Below are 17438 nucleotides of genomic sequence, written 5' to 3'. Positions count from 1 at the left end.
TCACAGAACCTTCCTTACTGTCTGCGGGCTGTATGTTGCAAAAATCTGTTCAAAGTTTGCAGCCACGCTGTCATCCGCCATACTGCTGTCCCTGAAAACAGCATAATACGGTTTCTTTTGAGCAATTTCAGTTACAACATCTTCGTCAACATCCTCGTCAAAGCATGCTAACAAATATCCGTCTGATACGGAAAATACTCTCTTCCCTTTGATACCAATTTCTTCTATCCTCGAAGACAAAAGCACTCCCAGATCAAGCATCACCTGTATCAACAGATCCTCAGGAGTACGATCCTGCTTGATGTTACTGTCAAACAGAGAAAGCTGATCCTGTGCAAGATCCGCAGGCCTCTGGAATACATCCTCCATGTTCGTAGAATCCACCTTGAAGCAGCGGAAGCCATAGTCGATGTCCGCACCAGTCTCCTCCTTGATCTTATTACCAGCGCGACGAATGCGCTCTTCACCGATGTCGCAGATGGTTTCAAATTTTGTTTCTTTCCTCTTATTTGCATCTTCTGGCACTTGAACAAGGATAAAATGGTGTTTTGTATTCTTTTCTTTATTTTCTTCCATCAGTGCTTGTGCAGTAGTAGCGGATCCAGAAAAGAAGTCCAGTACAAGTGAATCGGTATCTAAATTAGCAAGTGTTATGAGACGTTTTATCAACCTGATAGGTTTTGGTCCATCAAAAACACCGGCATCCATAATTCTAATTAACTCCTGAGATCCCTCCTGACTATGTCCTACGTCCTTGTAAAAGAGTATTGACGTTGGTGCCATTCCATCAAATTTTAGCTCAGACAAAAACCGCTTTATTCTAGGTACTCCGTTTCCATCTGCACCAAACCATATCCTATTATCCTGGAGTCTTTCCAAAAAAGCTTTTTTGGAAAGACTCCAGCAGCGCCCTGCTGGAGGCTCTACTACACGCCCCGAAGGGGTCGTAATAGGGTAGTCTCCTGAAGGTGAATATGTTTTTACTGTCAGATTATCTGACTGCCAAACACCTCTTGGATCATTATCCGGGTTTGAATATCTCGCATTAGCTTCATCTGTCCTAGGAAGTCTTCCGATCTTAAAATTATCTATTTTTTTTGCGTACATAATAATATAATCGTGACTGTTAGAAATGTATTTGGCATCATTTTTTGGTGCAAAAGCCCTTTCCCATATCAACTGCGCAACGAAATTCTGACTTCCAAAGATTTCATCACATATTTTTTTAAGATTCTCTTGCTCGTTATCATCTATTGAAATAAAAATAACTCCATCGTCGGACAATAAATCTCTCGCCAAACTCAATCTCGGATACAACATATTAAGCCAATCAGTATGAAACCGACCATTGCTTTCGCTATTCTGTACCAGACGATTACCTTCTTCATCTGTCTGTCCACTATTATCAATATAGTCAGCGGCTCTCTGAGAAAAATCATCCTCATAGATGAAATCATTCCCCGTGTTATATGGCGGATCAATATAGATCATCTTCACCTTCCCAAGGTAAGTCTCCTGGAGGAGCTTAAGAGCATCCAGATTGTCGCCCTCAATATAAATATTCTCTGAGTCTGTCCCACCCGGAGTGCCATCTCTACCGACAGATTTTTCCTTTTCCAAGCGGAGCGTCTTGGCAATTGGAGCATTTGCCAGCACAATGGACTTTCTCTTATCCGGCCATGTAAACTGATACCTCTCCTGATCGCCCTCAACTACCGTTGCAGAGATCTCCTGTCTCAGCACATCTGCATCTATGGCCCGAACGGTGTTTCCTTCCTCATCCTTCGCCTCAGTCACCGCATTGGGGAACAGCTCTGCCAGTTTCTTGTAGTTTTCCTCGGCGAGATCCGGTGTGTGCATCTTAATTTTCTCCATGTGTTGTTTCCTCCAGTTGTTTTTTGTATTCCTGCAGCTTCGTATATAGTTCGAATCGTTTCTTCGGCTGCTGTTCCTTCCATGTAGCTCTTTCCGTTTTTTGTATAAGCTTGTTTAACCGATTGATCTCATCCTGCGCTGTAAGCTGTTCATCTATTGTCTGATTCGGCCTGTGCAGTAAAGTCTCGGAAGAGATCGCTATCTGACGCACCAGATCGTCCCAGATCTCATCAAGTGTATTTCCACTCAAAGTGAGTTTCAGGCCATTCTTCTTGATCCACTCTGTTCTATACAACTTGCTGTGGTATATCGCAAGCTGCCCTTCACCTTCATATTCAAGGAGAAAGATAAGCTTGTGCGGATTCTGCCTTGCGATAGCTTCTACGATTTTTCCATCGAAATTCTGCTTCTTCAGAGTTATGGACAGCAGCATTATCTCTTTTATTTCAGAGTCCTTTGCAAGGTTCAGATTCCTTTTGGTCAGACTGTTTTCAACTACGATCCTGTCGACATCCGATACAAATTTTGCCTTCAATGCCGCCGTGAGTGGCAGATGCTTATAAAACGCTTCTTTCGGTATGCGCCGATGCACTGCCGTGCTTTCCGGAAAATCGATCATCTACATCACCACCATAAAACAGATCAGCTCAAAATCTTCTAGTCCAGAGAATCCACCAGACTGAAATGTCGTTTCTCCTGATGAAAAGAAACTCGATATGTCTTCCTCATCCTTGGCCTCTATGATCGAACCTATGGCATCCTCCAGGAGTTTGGACACCTTTTCCATATTGCGGCCATCCTTCGTTTTCTTGTTGAATATCCGGCAAAGATCCTTGTCTGGTTTGTCCTTCCCTCTTGCCATATGACGCATTTCATCCAATGTATCTTTCGGCTTCAAATGATTGATTATCACTTCGCCGTTCATTCCAACGTAGACCATATAAAACGGATGAAGTCTGTTCTGGTTCTCAATGTTGATCTTTGTATTCACGTTCTTAAGCACGAAGATGATACCCGGCTTTTCGCCATGTGCCACAGCGTGGATCCCAAATGGAACATGGTCTATATCGGGATGATCTTTCATATATGAAAGCAGGTCCATACGGAAATCATTCAGCCCCAGATCCATGATCGAAACTCCACTTGTCATGTCTTCCAGATCTACAACTTCTTCCTGCAGTTTTTTAAGTTGAGCCTTTCTGTAATCGAGATCTCCCTTTTCATCCTGATTGATCAGGTCATCATCACCCGTGGAAGTCATGACGGAAATACGCATCCTCGTCTCTACCCTCGCCTTCAGATTTATATATTCATCCAATGTCAGATCCGGCCAGAAGTTAACAAGCTGTATGACCTTGTTCTTGCTCCCTATCCTGTCGATACGGCCAAAGCGCTGAATGATCCGCACAGGATTCCAATGTATATCATAGTTGATACAGTAATCACAGTCCTGAAGATTCTGCCCCTCAGATATGCAATCTGTGCCTATCAGGATATCAATGTCATTATTTCTGTCCTGAGGATAAAGAATATCTCTATCCTTCGATATGGGTGAGAAACAAGCGAGAACGTGATTCATCTCAGCCTGGAAGTTCGGGATCGTTGTTCTCCCTTCAACACTCCCGGTAACGAGAGCTGTGTTCAGGCCGATCGATTTTGCCTTTGGCGCAATGTTCTCGTAAAGGTATTCCGCGGTATCGGCAAATGCGGTAAAAATAAGCACTTTTTTGTTTCCAGGATTGATTGGAGATGTTTCTTTTTCTTTGATTATCTTGATCAGCTGATTTATTTTGTAGTCATATTCCGGCGTGATATCCTTGACCATATCGATAAGTCTGGATAGGACCGCCATATCGGATTCGATATTACGCTTCCAGGAGATATAGTCCATGTCTCTGAGATCGATCCTGATTTTCCTGCCTACCGTGAACAGATCAGTATTCTGATCATCATCGTCAAAATCGGTCGCTGTCCCGGACAGATCCGTCATTTCATTCAAATTTCCTGTGCCGCTTTTGATAAAGTCCTTGATGATATTATCTGTATCAGACAAATACTGATACATTCTCTGCAACGTAAGAAGAAATGAGTGAACAGAACTCTCCATCCGTTTGAGCAGGTTGATACTCATGAGCCTCTGAATACCTGCCTCACGTCCCTTTCGGAAATTTTCCGTTTCCTCTTCAGAAAGGTATTTGGAGAGTTTGCTCTGCAAAATGAACTGAGTCGGTGTATAGATAGTAAGCATAAGCTCTGACAGACACTGAAAAACTTCCTTATAATTGATAGCGCCTTTTTTGTCTGTCAGCTTCGGATATAGAGATATCGGCTTGTTTCTCTTAGGAAATGTGCCTATATCTCCCGTGTCATAATAAGTCTGAATATGACGACGTGATCTTGCGATAGTGACTGAATCAAGCACTTCAAAGAAATCGAAATCCAGCCGTTCGAGCAGATTTTGTGTCGTTCTCTCGTCCTCAGGGAGATCGCACCATGTGTTGTAAACTCCCTGAGCCTGTCTGAATATCGTATCGATATCCGACTTCGTATTCATCTTCGCATTAATATCTTGAGGATCACCTTCATAAGCGAGAGCAAGCTGATTGCGAAGATCATAGAACCGGTTATTGACTGGAGTTGCGGAAAGCATAAGGACTTTTGTTCGCACCCCAGGCCTGATCACACGATTCATCAGTCGCATGTATCGATTTTCTTTTACTCCGCCATGTGTATTGGTGCCATTTCCATTACGGAAGTTGTGGCTCTCATCGATAACCACCAGGTCATAATTTCCCCAATTTATCCTGTCTATCGGAAGTCCTATGGAGGTCATGCCTTTATCTCTTGAAAGATCAGTATGATAAAGAACATCATAGCGAAAGCGATCTGCTGCCAGAGGATTATTCACCAGATTACCGCGATAAGTCATCCAGTTTTCAGACAATTTCTTAGGGCAAAGAACCAAAACATTCTTATTCCTGCCTTCGTAATACTTGATTACGGCCAGTGCAGTAAAGGTCTTTCCAAGGCCAACGCTATCTGCCAATATGCATCCGTTATACTGCTCCAGTTTGTTGATAATGCCTAGGGCAGCATCCTTCTGAAAATTGTACAGCTTGTTCCATATTGCGCTGTCTTTAAAACCAGTCGCCTCGTTTGGCAGCACGTCCTCGGATATATCATCAAGGAATTCGCTGAAGATATTGTATAACGTCATGAAATAGATCAGCTCAGGTGAATTCTCCTGATAAACAGCTCCGATCATATCAATGACATCGTTCGTTACATCCGCAAGTTTCTCCGCATCATTCCAAACAGTATCGAAGAGGTCGATATACTCCATGCTTGCAGGGTTCTCCGCCCTGGTGACCATGTTACTTATCTTGTTTCCACGTTCACATCCGATATCCACCGCAGTAAATGAATCCAACGGCGTGTACACATATGTATCTTCTGAATTTTCCACGACAAGAAAGTTGTTCATTCCTTCTCGCGTAGTATTTGTGCGAAAAGAAGCCTTCTGACGGATCCAGTCAACACATTCTTTTGCTACCGCCTTCTGTTTCAATTCATTGCGGAGACGGACCTCAAACTCTGTCCCATACAGGCTTTTCTCGCGATTCAAACGGGGGATATAAAACTCCCGACGCTCCTTCTGTGTTTTCTCCGCAACAAAAGCAGGCGATGTAAAGATGAACCGAAACTCCTCACAACTCTCCAGTTCATCCTTCAACGCCTGATAAGCATATATCGAAAAGCATGCAGCAGCGATGGATACTTTGCTTCCCGATTTTATTTTTTTTACTAGATCGTCTTTTACGACCTTCGTCCTATTATTAAATGTCTCCATCTGGAAACTCCTCAAATCGTATCGTCATATTTCATGTAACAAGGTACAGATTAATTGCGATCTCCGCGCATCAGCAAGGCTATGAGACACGTTCTTGCATTTTTGTATCATGATAAAAACACTACGTTGATTGTACTATCAAATATCGAACTAGCATAATTTTTTTCATCAATTCGTTACTATTGAATCGCCAATATTTTCATTGATTTTTTGTTACAGTTTGTATTTTGTTCCTCTTCCTCTCCCAACTACTGTGACGTAGTTGTTTTTGACCAGTTTTTTCAGTATCGTTGTGGTCTTTGATTTTCCGAACGGCACTGCTTCTGTTATCTCGCCTGAGGATCGCGGCATTGTTTTGCTCAGGGCCTTGTATACCAGCTCTTCATCTTCGGAGAGCTTCAGAACGTTCATCACCGGAAGCGTCACTTTTATTGAATTTTCTGAGACTTCGAACTCCGGATTATTTGCGCTGTCGCGATATGACTCCCTGATCCTCCGGATGCCTGTGCCGAGGATCTCGACCAGGTGTAGCCTGTAGAAGATGTTTCCCAGGATCGGATTTCCAAGCACCGAAACATTGCCTTTCAGATATTCTTCTTCCGAAAGTCCCACTGGAAGTCCTCCGGGCGACGTGACTTCGATCCTGTCGTCAAACATCAGGACACGGATCTGTGCATTTACATCCCAAGCCCTGTGCATCAATGCATTTGCCACCGCTTCCCTGAATGCGGTCTCCGGTATCAATTCAACATTTTCTCTGTAACTGCCTTTTATCTCCTCGTACTGATAGTAATCCCGGAATATCGAGATCGTCTTTTCCAGTTCGTTCAAGATTGACTGGTGTTGTATCGTTTTTCTTTTCAGGATCGTATTGATATCAGCACCGAATCTGGCTATGTCTATTCCTGGATAATCGTTTTTGTCAGCCAGGAGCTCTGCTGCCCGATTGTATCCTTGAGCATCACTGTACAGATCAAGCGTCTTCAGGACGTCTCTGTTCAACGACTCGATGCCTATCTCCTCCTTCGCTTTCTTTTCGAGAAAAGAAAAAGTCAGCTCCTGATCTTCTGCCGGCAGTTCTTCGTAGTCGACGTTTTTTCCCTGCAGCACGAGCCTCGCCAGCTCCAGCTCATCCACTTCAATGGTTGCGGTATCGTTTCGCCTGTAGGCCTTTGACCTGTATGTGTAAGGTTTATTCAGTCCACCTTCTACGGTAAGGACAACCGTTCGACTGGACTCCTGGATCGCCAGCTCGTAGTCCGGCTGAGGCCGGATGGAATCATTTATCTTATTCTCGATGTTGAGACATGCTTGCTCAGGATCTTCAAGCCCGACAGCCTTTCCATTGTCATAGTATCCGAAAAAGATCCGGCCACCGTCATAGTTTGCGAATGCGCTGACTGTTTTCAGGAACGTATTAGATATTTCTGATTTGAACTCCAATCGCCTCGTTTCTTTCATGTCTTACCTCCATGATCCCAGCTACATTTTATTTTAACATGGCTTTAAATTCAATCGTAAAATTTTACGATTGAATTTACGACTGAAATAATGTTTATTTTTCTGGATATCCATCATTTGCGATTGCTAATAGATTGAATCTGTGAATAACTACACTAACTGATCTGGACAATTGAATTTTTTGAGCCTAGATCAATTAACAGTTTGAAGAAAGGAAACCTCATTAGCAGTACTCTTTATGGAAATCCTTTTTTCTACTGCTTTCGGAGCCCGATTTCAGCAGTACTAACAGTGGATTTTCCATTTTGTACTGCTCATGGCCACGCTATCGAGCAGTACTAACAATAGATTCTTCCTACTCTACTGCTCATTGGTCTCAAAACGAGCAGTAGTTTCAACTGATTTTCCATCCAGTACTGCTCATGGCCACACTATCGAGCAGTACTAACAATGGATTCTTCCTACTCTACTGCTCATTGGCCTCAAAACGAGCAGTATTTTTATCAGATTTCCATCCAGTACTGCTCACTGAAGCATAAGCCGGCAGTACTTTCATCAGATTTACTATTCTCTACTGCTTATAGGCCTAAATGAAAGCAGTACCGTTATCGGATTCAACGCCCGGTACTGCTCCATGGTTTCCTCCCAATTAAAACCAACCGCAAATTCGGTCGTAAATTTTTACGATTGAATTTGCGGTTGAATTTAAGTCGATAATTCAGGATTTGTGAGTTTTGCGATTGCTGTGAGTCTGGTTTTTTTGAGCCTGAGCCCTGTGATCCCGCTATTGCCGGGCGTTCTGGCTCATGGAAACTTCTATGAGCTTTGCCTTGAGCTGTTCTTCTATGCCGCCGAGCTCGGCTTCTGCGGCCGCCCTCTTTTCCCGGCCCTCTTTCTGGATGGCGATGACTTCGTCCAGGGTTGAGATCAGGGCCTCGTTGGTGTGCTTGAGGGTGTCGATCTCCACGATCCCACGTTCGGACTCCCGGGCGGTCTCGACGGTGGCGGACTTGAGGGAGTCGGCGTTTTTCCTGAGGAGCTCGTTGGTCATGTCGGTGACCTCGCGCTGGGCCTTGGCGGCCTCCATGGAGTGCTGGACTCCGAGGGCGATGACCATCTGGTTTTTCCAGAGCGGGATGGTATTTACGATGGTAGACTGGATCTTCTCGGCCATCACGTTGTCGGAAGCCTGGACCATCCTGATCTGCGGGGCGGTCTGCAGGGAGATCGTCCTGGTGAGCTCCAGGTCGTGGAGCTTTTTGTCAAAAGACTCGCACCTGTCTGCCAGGTCCTTCGCGGCCTGGGCGTCCTCCGGTCTGCCCGTCTGGTTTGCAACCGCCTGGAGGCGGGCGAGCTCGCCGGTCCTCACGCTCTCAAGCTTTTTCCTGCCGGCGGCGATGTACATGGTGAGCTCCTTGAAATACGAAAAATTCACCTTGTACATCCTGTCCAGCACGGCCGAGTCCTTCATGAGCTGCACCTGGCGGTTCTCAAGCTCCTTCTGGATCTGATTGACGTTGGTCTCGATCTTGCTGTAACGGGCCTTCATCATCTCGAGCTTGTTTTTCTTTTTCCGGAAAAAGCCCTTTATCCCGCCGTCCTCAGCGTCCGCGTCGAAGTTTTTGAGGTCCAGGACCAGGGTGTTGATCATGTCGCCGATCTCGTCCATGTCCTTGGATCTCACGTTCGCCAGAGCGCTCTCGGAAAAAGAAGCCATCTTCTTCTGCGTAGCAGAGCCGTAGTTGAGCACGGCCTGGGAGTTGCTGAGGTCGATCTTTTCCACGAAGGCATCCACCTGCGCCCTCTCCTCCTGGCTCAGGGAGTCCTCCAGCCTCTCGACCGGGTCCTCCTTCTTCTGAGAAGACACGCCCATCTCGGCCAGTGGATTCAGACCGCTGGCCTGGTTTATTGAAGCCATGTCCGGAGCGGGATCCCCCGCCACATCCTCATCGAAGCTGAGAGCCGGGGCCGGCGCATCCTGAAAAGCCTTTTTTTCCTCGTCCATCTCTGCGGCCGAAACGCCGTTGAAATCTTCTGCCATTGGTAACTCCTCCTGTCTTACTGAAGTTCTTGCAGTTTCCTAGAATTTCAGAGGGCCGGTCTCTCCCTCCGCATCTCCTTCTCCCTTGGTCAGGCCGTCACGGGAGGCCATGGACTTCAGGACTGAAATGTCTGTCGCTATGTCTGCAGCCACGTCCTGGAACATGGTGTTCAGCAGGGACTGGCAGGCCTGTATCACGGTGTCCATGGCGTCCTCGATCTGCTTCCTGGTGTCCGTGATGTTGCTGCCCACGTCAGGCTGCCTGTCCAGCTCCACGTAGGCGTTCATCAGCTTCCGGGTGGTCGGAACGTAGTAGGCCATGAAGCGGCTGAGCTCGCCGGCGTTCTCCGGGTGCTTCTTCACGTGGTCGAAGATCCTGGCCACTATGTCTTCCAGGGCGTAGAGCTTTGCGCTCATGTTTTCGTCCGGTATCTCGTCGTTTGCCCGGCGGATATCCCTTACGAACTTCTGACCCTCCTCGAGCATCGACCTCACCTCCGGGGAGATCCCGTCGGAGTCCAGGTCGGTCATGGCCTTCTCGGTCCTGGCGTCCAGGTCGTTCCTCCTGGCCACCGCGTCCTCGTATGCGAGAACGGCCTCGTCCGTGAGGAGGAGGTTTTTCCCGGCCTCGTCGATGACGCCCTGAGGGAGCCAGCCCTTGTTCTTGAATTTTCTCAGATCCTTCAGGACCTTTTCATTGCTGGTACCCAGTGCGGCGGCCAGCTTCCGGGTGGTGATGTGGTCTCTGTTCCCGATGACGTCGCTGTAGAGGTAAAACCTCTTGATCAGGCCGTTGTTCATGATGGTCCGCACGAAGACGAACAGGCAGAATGCGAACACGACCATGCCGAAGATCGCGTCATCCGGCTCGTCTCCAATCTCAGACAGCATGCTCGCTCCGACTATGCCGCTTGCCCAAAGCCTGCCGTGGTGGAAGACCTTACTCGGCTTGTGTAAAAGGAAAGGCGCCGCCTGTCTGTTTCCGGAGGCCGGGCGCGGGTCGCGGCCCGTCTTGCGATTCGAGCGGTTCTCCTGGCGTCTGGTGCGGGCTTCCTGTCGGGATGCGCGCTCCTCCGCACGAGATGCGCGATCTGATTGGTGCGTTTCACGGCTTGATTTATGGGCGGCCGACGCAGAATGCGCTGTGGCATTCTGTTCGTTTGCCGCCTTAGTCGCAGCTCCCTGAGAGTTCGCACTCTGAGTAGTGGCCCGCTGGGCGTCTGACGCGGCCTGGGCATCAGCCGCAGAACTGCGCGGAGCGGCGTCTGCTTTTTCCGCATCTGAAGCGGCGGCCCGCTGGGCGTCCGAGGCGTCTGAGGCATTGCCGCTCTGATCCGCAGGGATGATCTCGTTTTTCACGCGAAGATCCATGTTGATGGCCCCGACCTGCTGGTTCAGGGACCTTGTAAAGGTGTCCATCTCCTGCTGTATGCTGTCCGAAAGGCCGGAGTAGTCCTGGCTGGAGACCGCCCTGGACACCTGGGTGGCGAAGAGCTCCTCGTCGCTCTCCCCGCCGGCCTTCGGGTAACCGTTTATATTTTTATCTTCATTCATATCTTTTCCCCGCAACACCGCCGGCGACAACGGGGCCGCCGGCCAAAATGTATTTTCATTATATAGCCCCCGCAAAACCCTGTAAACTCACTTATCTGAAGGAAAGTAAATCTTATGTGATGATCCTGCGGGGTGTGTTATAATCGGGTGGGACGTCCGCCCGCGGTGGCCGGGCGTCCGCTGATCACGAATCAACTCACGCAGTACCTGTTTGATGCCCTCCGGGGCAGAAGAAAGGAGAGTTCAAATATGTCACTTGTCACTACCACCGACATGTTTAAAAAGGCTTACGAAGGCGGATATGCCATCGGCGCTTTCAACGTGAACAACATGGAGATCGTCCAGGGCATCACCGAGGCGGCGGCCGAGCTGAAGGCTCCTCTGATCCTCCAGGCTTCCGCCGGTGCCAGGAAATACGCCAATTCCATATATCTCGTAAAGCTCGTCGAGGCGGCCGTGGAGATGTATCCGGAGCTGCCGATAGCGCTGCACCTGGATCACGGCAGCAGCTTCGAGATCTGCAAGGACTGTATCGACAACGGCTTCACGTCCGTGATGATCGACGCGTCGGGTAAGCCTTTTGAGGAAAACATCGCCATTACAAAGCAGGTGGTGGAATACGCTCACGCTCACGGCGTTGTGGTCGAGGCCGAGCTGGGTACTCTGGCGGGCATCGAGGACGAAGTGCATGTAAAAGCAGAGGACTCTTCCTATACGAACCCTGACGATGTGGAGGAGTTCGTTGGCAGGACCGGCGTCGACTCCCTGGCCATCGCCATCGGAACGAGCCACGGCGCCTACAAGTTCAAGCCGGGCACGGATCCACACCTGCGCTTCGACATCCTGCACGAGGTGGAAAAGAGGCTCCCTGGATTCCCTATCGTTCTCCACGGCGCTTCTTCCGTTCCGCAGGAATACGTGAACGTCATCAACAGCAACGGCGGCGCCCTGAAGGATGCCATCGGTGTTCCTGAGGATCAGCTGAGGGAAGCTGCAAGATCTGCCGTGTGCAAGATCAACATCGACTCCGACCTGCGCCTCGGGATGACGGCCGGCGTGAGACAGGCGCTCACAGAAGATCCGTCGGTGTTCGACCCTCGCGCTTACCTGAAGGTGGGCAGAGCCAACATCAAGGCGATCGTAGCCCACAAGATCACGGACGTGCTGGGGTGCCAGGGTAAGGCATAGGATGCATGACCAGAGCGCCGGAACTCACCGTACGTCTGTACGTCTGATTGAACGGTCGGACGGATCCGAGATCAAAAGGCAAGATCACCATTCGTCATCGCATGGCCGAGATGGCGGGGCGCGATGCGCGTTTCCAAGAGGCGCGATGCGCGTTTCCAAGAGGCGCGTTGCGCGTTTCCAAGAGGCGCGTTGCGCGTTTCCAAGAAGCGCGGTGCGCGTTTCCAAGAGGCGCGGTGCGTGTTTGACTAGTAAAAAAAGGGAGCTCGCGCGAGAGCGAGCCTCTTTTTGTGTTTGAAGGTTGCGACCTGGCCAAGCGGTGCAGGTCGCTTCCGCCTGACATACTCCAGGGCGCTGGGATCCCGTCTTACAAGGCGCTGGGGCTCCGGGTCTCACAGGGCGTTGGGGCTCTGGGTCTCACAGGGCTACGGAGTTCCGGGTCTCACAGAGATTTCGGGTCTCATGACACTCGAATAGCTGATTTTTCAGATCCCAGTTGTGACCATTATATATTTATGCAAAAAATCACATAAGACCATCCACAATTTCGGACGAAATTGTGGATACCGCTTTTGTGAGATGAAGCTTTTCCAGGGGAAACGCTGATTTTCGGCGTTTCCCCTGGAAAAGCTACCGACCAAAGACCTGAAAAAAAGAACATGGCAATACAATTGTCGAACTGATGGCTGGAAATAGCCAGATGGTCACAGGAGCAATCTTCATGAGTCTTAAGGCTATAGCAGTGAGACCCAATACTTTGACTTGGTGAGACCGTTACTCGCTTGAAGGCAGAATAAAAATGCCTTTTCTATTCATTGCTCCGTCAGCGCCCCAGATCGCAGAAAAAAGTTCCAGGGGAAACGCCGAAAAAGGGCATGTTATATGGAATTAAAATTTTGCATAAAAATTCGCAGCTAATTTTAGAAACTGTGCTTGTCATTGGCGCGCCATCACCAGTTCAGTCACCCAGGTCGTCCACGTTGAAGTCTGTGACGATATTCTTATCCGGGAGTTTTTTTGCCAGGTACATGTAGCGGTCCGCGCGGTCAACGATCTTTTTTCCGTCGTCGTCCGGGCGGACGGCGGTGATGCCGACTGAAATACTGACGGACACCCGCCTGCCGTCGCACTCTGTCTCGATGTTTCCAGCCACTGCGGCCAGTCGGCGGGAGGCTCCGATGATGTCGCGGGGATCGTTGATGTGGATCACCGCTACGAATTCGTCCCCGCCCCACCGGCAGAGGCGCTCAGTCCTCCGGCCCTGCTTGCGCATCTCGTCTCCCAGAATGCGGAGTATCTTGTCTCCGGTCTCGTGACCATAAGTGTTGTTTATATCGTGGAGGTTGTCCACATCGGCGAAGAATACGGCGAACTTCACTCCGTTTCTCCTGTACAGCTCCAGTGAATCCTGGACGCAGGCCTCCATGAACCGCCTGCCCGGCAGACCTGTGACAGGATCCATGGTGGCCTTTTCGTAGATCTCGGTGACGACGTTGAAATCGATGTCGCCCTTGCCTGCAGGGAGAAATACACCTATGGATTCGGTGATCTCGCCTTTTTCATTTCTTATAGGGATGAGGGTGTTCTTCACCATGAGACCTTTTCCATCTGCCTTGTGGAAAACCACGTTCACGGTCTGGGTCTCTCCGGTGGAAAAAGCCCGGACGCCCGGGCACATGTGCTGAGGCACGCGCTTCTCGTTGCAGTCGCAGCACTCCAGCCTGGAAGTGGAACATTTTCCGCCCACCATCTGATCTGCCGTATACCCCAGAAGGTCCTCGGCCTTCCGGTTCCAGAAGGTGATCACCTGATCCGGCTTGATGATGTAACACCCCATAGGCAACTCATTCAGGAAGTCGCGGGTGGTCTGGCTCCTTATGAGATCCCCGCTGTCCAGCTTGAGGGCGATCGATTCCTGAGTATCTCCTGTAAGGATCTTGTGGAGGGCGTCCTCGAACTTCAGAGACACATCTGCGTACACGATCTGTATCTTTGCGAACAGTGTACAGCTGTTTCCATCTACAGAGTGTATGGATTCCAGCCTCCGCTTGATCTCACGTGCGAGCTCGTTGATCTCGTCAGGATTTTCGTATTTGTAAAGAACGGCCAGATACTCAGAGCCTAGCCTGCCAACGGCTCCCGTGTTGCCCACAGCGGACACCACCGCATCTGCGCAGGCCTTCAGCAGATCTTCACTGGCTTTTTCGCCGTACACCTTAGTAAACCGGGCGGTGCCCGGGATATTGCATACGATCATGCCGAACATGCCACGCCCCATCTGGTGATCCCTGGTGTACTGGGAAATATCGTCCATGAAAGCCGGCAGGCTTTCGACCCCGGTGACGGGATCCAGCTTGACTGCAGCCACCTCTTCTCCGGTCAGCTTCCTGACCATGTCCTCATCGAGGAAATAGCCCATGAGACCGCATACCTTTCCTTTCCGGTACACCGGCCATTTCGTGGCCATGATGTTGTGGGCAACTCCCCTGGCGATGCTTTTTCCGGGAACGTTGACGTGCATGGATGCATCGTTCATGACCTGTTCTTCGTCGGAGATATAAGGCCCGTCCTGAGGATGCCAGTGCACCTCTTCATCGGTCTTTCCAAGTATCTGTCCGATCGAATCGAAGCCGTAGTAATCCAGGAAAGTCTTGCTTGCCCCCAGGAACCGCCTGTTCCGGTCCTTCCAGAAGATTGGCAGAGGAATGTGGAGCATAAGGTCATCCCAGAGGGTCTCCTTTTCCGAGACGTCTCCCTCCTCACCTGATACCAGGCGCCTGTACGGATCGCTCTGGATCATGGACAACTCCCTGATCTCCTCCTCCGTATCCAGCATCTGGGTACAGTAGACCAGGACAGGTGGATCCAGCTCTATTGCCTGAAAAATCTTGTGATACTTCCAGACGAAGCACCCGTTCTCGTCCAGCGTCCTGAAAACGTCGCTGAGCACGCCGCCCTTCGTCCCCTTCACCCTCTTTTCCAGTGTTACAGGATCGATAAACTTCTTGTACCTGCCCTGATCAGCCTGAAAGATGTCCGGAACAAAGTCGTGGATCGCAATTGTGAATGCGCAGGACTTTCCCTCAGAATCCTCATCTCCCCGCGTTCCCAGCATTTGAACCGGCCGCACCTCCATCGAGGAAGGATCTATTTCATACATATCATCGTAAAAGCGGCGCAGAGCCATCACCAGCCGGTTCTGTGCCTCCACCTGCGCAGGTTCGTTTGAGACGCTGGTCATCCGCACTTCGAAAAGAGTCCGCTTTCCGCGTTTCGACAGCATGCGGTATCTGCACTTAAGCTCCCGCCCTTTGATGCTGTAGAAGTATTCCCCCGAAGCTCCGGACCAGGAAGAATATTCTGCGGTCTTGATCAGCTCCCTGCATGCTGGATCACTCCTGTCGTTGATGGCATTTTCCACCCTCTCCAGGATATTTTCGCTTCGGAAGCCGGTGAATTCACCAAAGCGGTCATTTATGAACAGAACATTAAAGACACCCTTCTGGTATTCCACGAGCATCATCGCCAGGTCGACATTGAAGTCCACCTTGTGCAGAGAGTCGTAGTAGCTCTTCCACTTGGAAGATTCAATGCTCATTCCTGAGGCCATGCAGTGGCTGAGGGACTCATCATAAGGCAGGGGCTTTCCGAAGTAGTATCCCTGCATCTTGTCGCATCCCGCTTTTCTGAGGAACTCCCACTGCTCTCTCGTCTCGACACCTTCGGCGATGGTGAGGTTGCCTATTCTCTTGTCCATGGCTATCATAGACTCTATGATGCTCCTGGCCCGTGGCGTGTCGGACCTGAGGAAGGCCATGTCCAGTTTCAGTACATCAAAGGAATAGTCTTTAAGAAGGTTGAGATTTGAATAACCGCTACCGAAATCGTCCATCCAGATCTCGTAACCGGCTTTTCTGAACTTGTTAAGGGTCTCCACCACATCGTCGCCACTGGACAGCAGTGCGCTCTCGGTGTTTTCGATGTGAAGTGTGCGGCGGGGGATATCGTAGTGGCGAACTATCCTTTCCACCTCTTTGAACATGTCGCAGCAGCTGAAGTCCACACGCGACAGGTTCACGGAAAAGGAGATCTCCGGCCTGTTCTGCTTCTGCGACTGGGCGATACGCCGACACACCTGGTCGATCACGCAGAGGTCCAGCTTGTATATCTGATTGGAATTTTCCAGAGGCTTGATGAACTGCATCGGCGCCAGAAACCCCCTCTCAGGGTCGTCCCATCTGGCCAGCGCCTCCATTTCGCTGATCTGACCTGAGATAGCCCTGACGATAGGCTGGTAGTATACCTTGATCCAGCCCTTGATGATGGCCTCATCTATGTGAGACACAACGTATTCCGACAGGTCCAGCCTGTTGCCGAGTTCTGTGCTGTAGAAGGAAAAGAAGGTGCCGACTCTCTCCCGGTTGTCGTCGGAGGCGAGCCTGGCCCTGCTGCATATGCTCCCGGGATCCAGCTCCGGGTCGTCCCAGGCACATGCGCCGATAGAACAGTCGAGCATGGCATTTGAGCTCATCCTCTTGATCCGTTCTCTTGAACGCTCTGTCCGTTCTTTTATATTCTTGCCGTCGGTGAGCACCAGAAAGTGGTCCTCGGAAAAACGGGCTACAACGTATTCCGGGAAGAGCTCCTGAAGCATGCGCCCCGTCGACCGCAGAAATTCGTCTCCAGCAGACATGCCGTCGTATTTGTTGATGAAGCGGAAGTTGACTATGTCGTAATAGAGGACCACCAGCTTCTTTCCGCTGCCCTCGACGATACCGTCCCGGCACTTGTACATGAAGGACAGGAATGGTTCCCTTTTCATGAGGCCCGTAAGGCCGTCCATCTCGTAGACGGTCCCTCCGGTGCTGATAAGTCCCAGATCCATGACTGCCGCAACGAAGATCTTTTCCCCTGAACTGGTGTCGTGCACCTTGATGCACCCTCTCACCAGCCTGACCATTCCGCGGACCGTATAGATCCTGCATTCGAATCTCTCAGATCTTCCTTTTTTCTTGAGCAGATGTCTGAAGAGCTCATGGGTCTTCTCTCTGTCCTCGACGTAGATCATGGTGTCGAAATCTTCTCCCGCATGTTGTCTGATCTCGTCGAGGCTGTCGGCTCCCAGTATCGAGAGCATAGTGCTGTTCACGAAAAGAGGTTCTCCCGCCCCGTTCCACTTAAAGGCGAAGACCCCTCCAGGTATCTGATCCAGCAGATCCCTGTATTGTTCAGAAAGCGGTCCTTTTTCTAAAAAAATCTCATCCATGTCCCCTGTTATACCCCCTGCAGCGTCTAGAACGCCATTTTTCAGTATTCTACCACTATAAAACACAAAATCCACTTTCACGCATTTACGATACTACCGCGACCGGGCCAATTCGCGACGGAACTTTTCCTTTTTCTCCTTTTGAGGCAGTATCTGCGGCCAGTATCTGTTTTATATAAGCATAAAAAAAGCCACTGCGCGTCACC

At 49.9% G+C, this 17438-nt stretch carries 8 protein-coding genes; 1 reads left to right on the top strand and 7 read right to left on the bottom strand.

Translation table 11 applies throughout. The features are described 5' to 3' along the window. From BQ7382_RS02765 to BQ7382_RS02740, 6 genes are all read right to left on the bottom strand, one after another. Positions 1-1875 carry a site-specific DNA-methyltransferase gene (locus tag BQ7382_RS02765; RefSeq protein WP_205408158.1) on the bottom strand — a complete coding sequence of 625 codons (1875 nt, stop codon included), beginning with the start codon at positions 1873-1875 and terminating at the stop codon, positions 1-3. Beyond that, positions 1862-2494 (bottom strand): DUF4391 domain-containing protein, encoded by a 633-nt coding sequence (locus tag BQ7382_RS02760; RefSeq protein ID WP_077390601.1) that lies wholly within the window; start codon positions 2492-2494, stop codon positions 1862-1864. The genes BQ7382_RS02765 and BQ7382_RS02760 overlap by 14 nt, the downstream gene beginning before the upstream one ends. After that, positions 2495-5725, bottom strand: coding sequence for a helicase-related protein (locus BQ7382_RS02755; protein WP_077390600.1), 3231 nt, complete (start codon positions 5723-5725; stop codon positions 2495-2497). Positions 5726-5938: 213 nt separating this feature from the next. Beyond that, the gene (locus BQ7382_RS02750; protein WP_077390599.1) at positions 5939-7186 is read right to left on the bottom strand and encodes an ATP-binding protein; all 1248 of its coding nucleotides are present in this window, start codon (positions 7184-7186) and stop codon (positions 5939-5941) included. A gap of 784 nt (positions 7187-7970) precedes the next feature. Further along, entirely contained in the window at positions 7971-9227 is a 1257-nt protein-coding gene (locus BQ7382_RS02745) for a toxic anion resistance protein (protein WP_331465908.1), read from the bottom strand. Positions 9228-9266: 39 nt separating this feature from the next. Further along, complete coding sequence (locus BQ7382_RS02740) at positions 9267-10781, bottom strand: 5-bromo-4-chloroindolyl phosphate hydrolysis family protein (RefSeq protein WP_077390598.1); 1515 nt, start codon at positions 10779-10781, stop codon at positions 9267-9269. A gap of 249 nt (positions 10782-11030) precedes the next feature. On the opposite strand from BQ7382_RS02740, the gene fba reads away from it, so the two are divergent. Beyond that, complete coding sequence (gene fba, locus BQ7382_RS02735; protein ID WP_077390597.1) at positions 11031-11969, top strand: class II fructose-1,6-bisphosphate aldolase; 939 nt, start codon at positions 11031-11033, stop codon at positions 11967-11969. 955 nt (positions 11970-12924) lie between these two features. On the opposite strand, the gene BQ7382_RS02730 is transcribed toward fba, so the two are convergent. Further along, a complete protein-coding gene (locus BQ7382_RS02730) occupies positions 12925-17232 on the bottom strand; it encodes an EAL domain-containing protein (RefSeq protein WP_077390596.1) in 4308 nt (1435 codons plus the stop codon). Between the last annotated feature and the right edge of the window lie 206 nt (positions 17233-17438).

The sequence above is a fragment of the Mobilibacterium timonense genome, assembly GCF_900155555.1.
GTDB lineage: Bacteria > Bacillota > Clostridia > Peptostreptococcales > Anaerovoracaceae > Allobaileyella > Allobaileyella timonense.
Note: the sequence above shows the minus strand (reverse complement) of the source record. Positions and strands in the feature narration are given on the sequence as shown.

What these genes read in the sequence shown, in the direction of transcription:
- BQ7382_RS02765 (WP_205408158.1), bottom strand. Translation starts at nt 1,875, where the DNA reads ATGGAGAAAATTAAGATGCACACACCGGATCTCGCCGAGGAAAACTAC.
- BQ7382_RS02760 (WP_077390601.1), bottom strand. Translation starts at nt 2,494, where the DNA reads ATGATCGATTTTCCGGAAAGCACGGCAGTGCATCGGCGCATACCGAAA.
- fba (WP_077390597.1), top strand. Translation starts at nt 11,031, where the DNA reads ATGTCACTTGTCACTACCACCGACATGTTTAAAAAGGCTTACGAAGGC.
- BQ7382_RS02755 (WP_077390600.1), bottom strand. Translation starts at nt 5,725, where the DNA reads ATGGAGACATTTAATAATAGGACGAAGGTCGTAAAAGACGATCTAGTA.
- BQ7382_RS02750 (WP_077390599.1), bottom strand. Translation starts at nt 7,186, where the DNA reads ATGAAAGAAACGAGGCGATTGGAGTTCAAATCAGAAATATCTAATACG.
- BQ7382_RS02745 (WP_331465908.1), bottom strand. Translation starts at nt 9,227, where the DNA reads ATGGCAGAAGATTTCAACGGCGTTTCGGCCGCAGAGATGGACGAGGAA.
- BQ7382_RS02730 (WP_077390596.1), bottom strand. Translation starts at nt 17,232, where the DNA reads ATGGATGAGATTTTTTTAGAAAAAGGACCGCTTTCTGAACAATACAGG.
- BQ7382_RS02740 (WP_077390598.1), bottom strand. Translation starts at nt 10,781, where the DNA reads ATGAATGAAGATAAAAATATAAACGGTTACCCGAAGGCCGGCGGGGAG.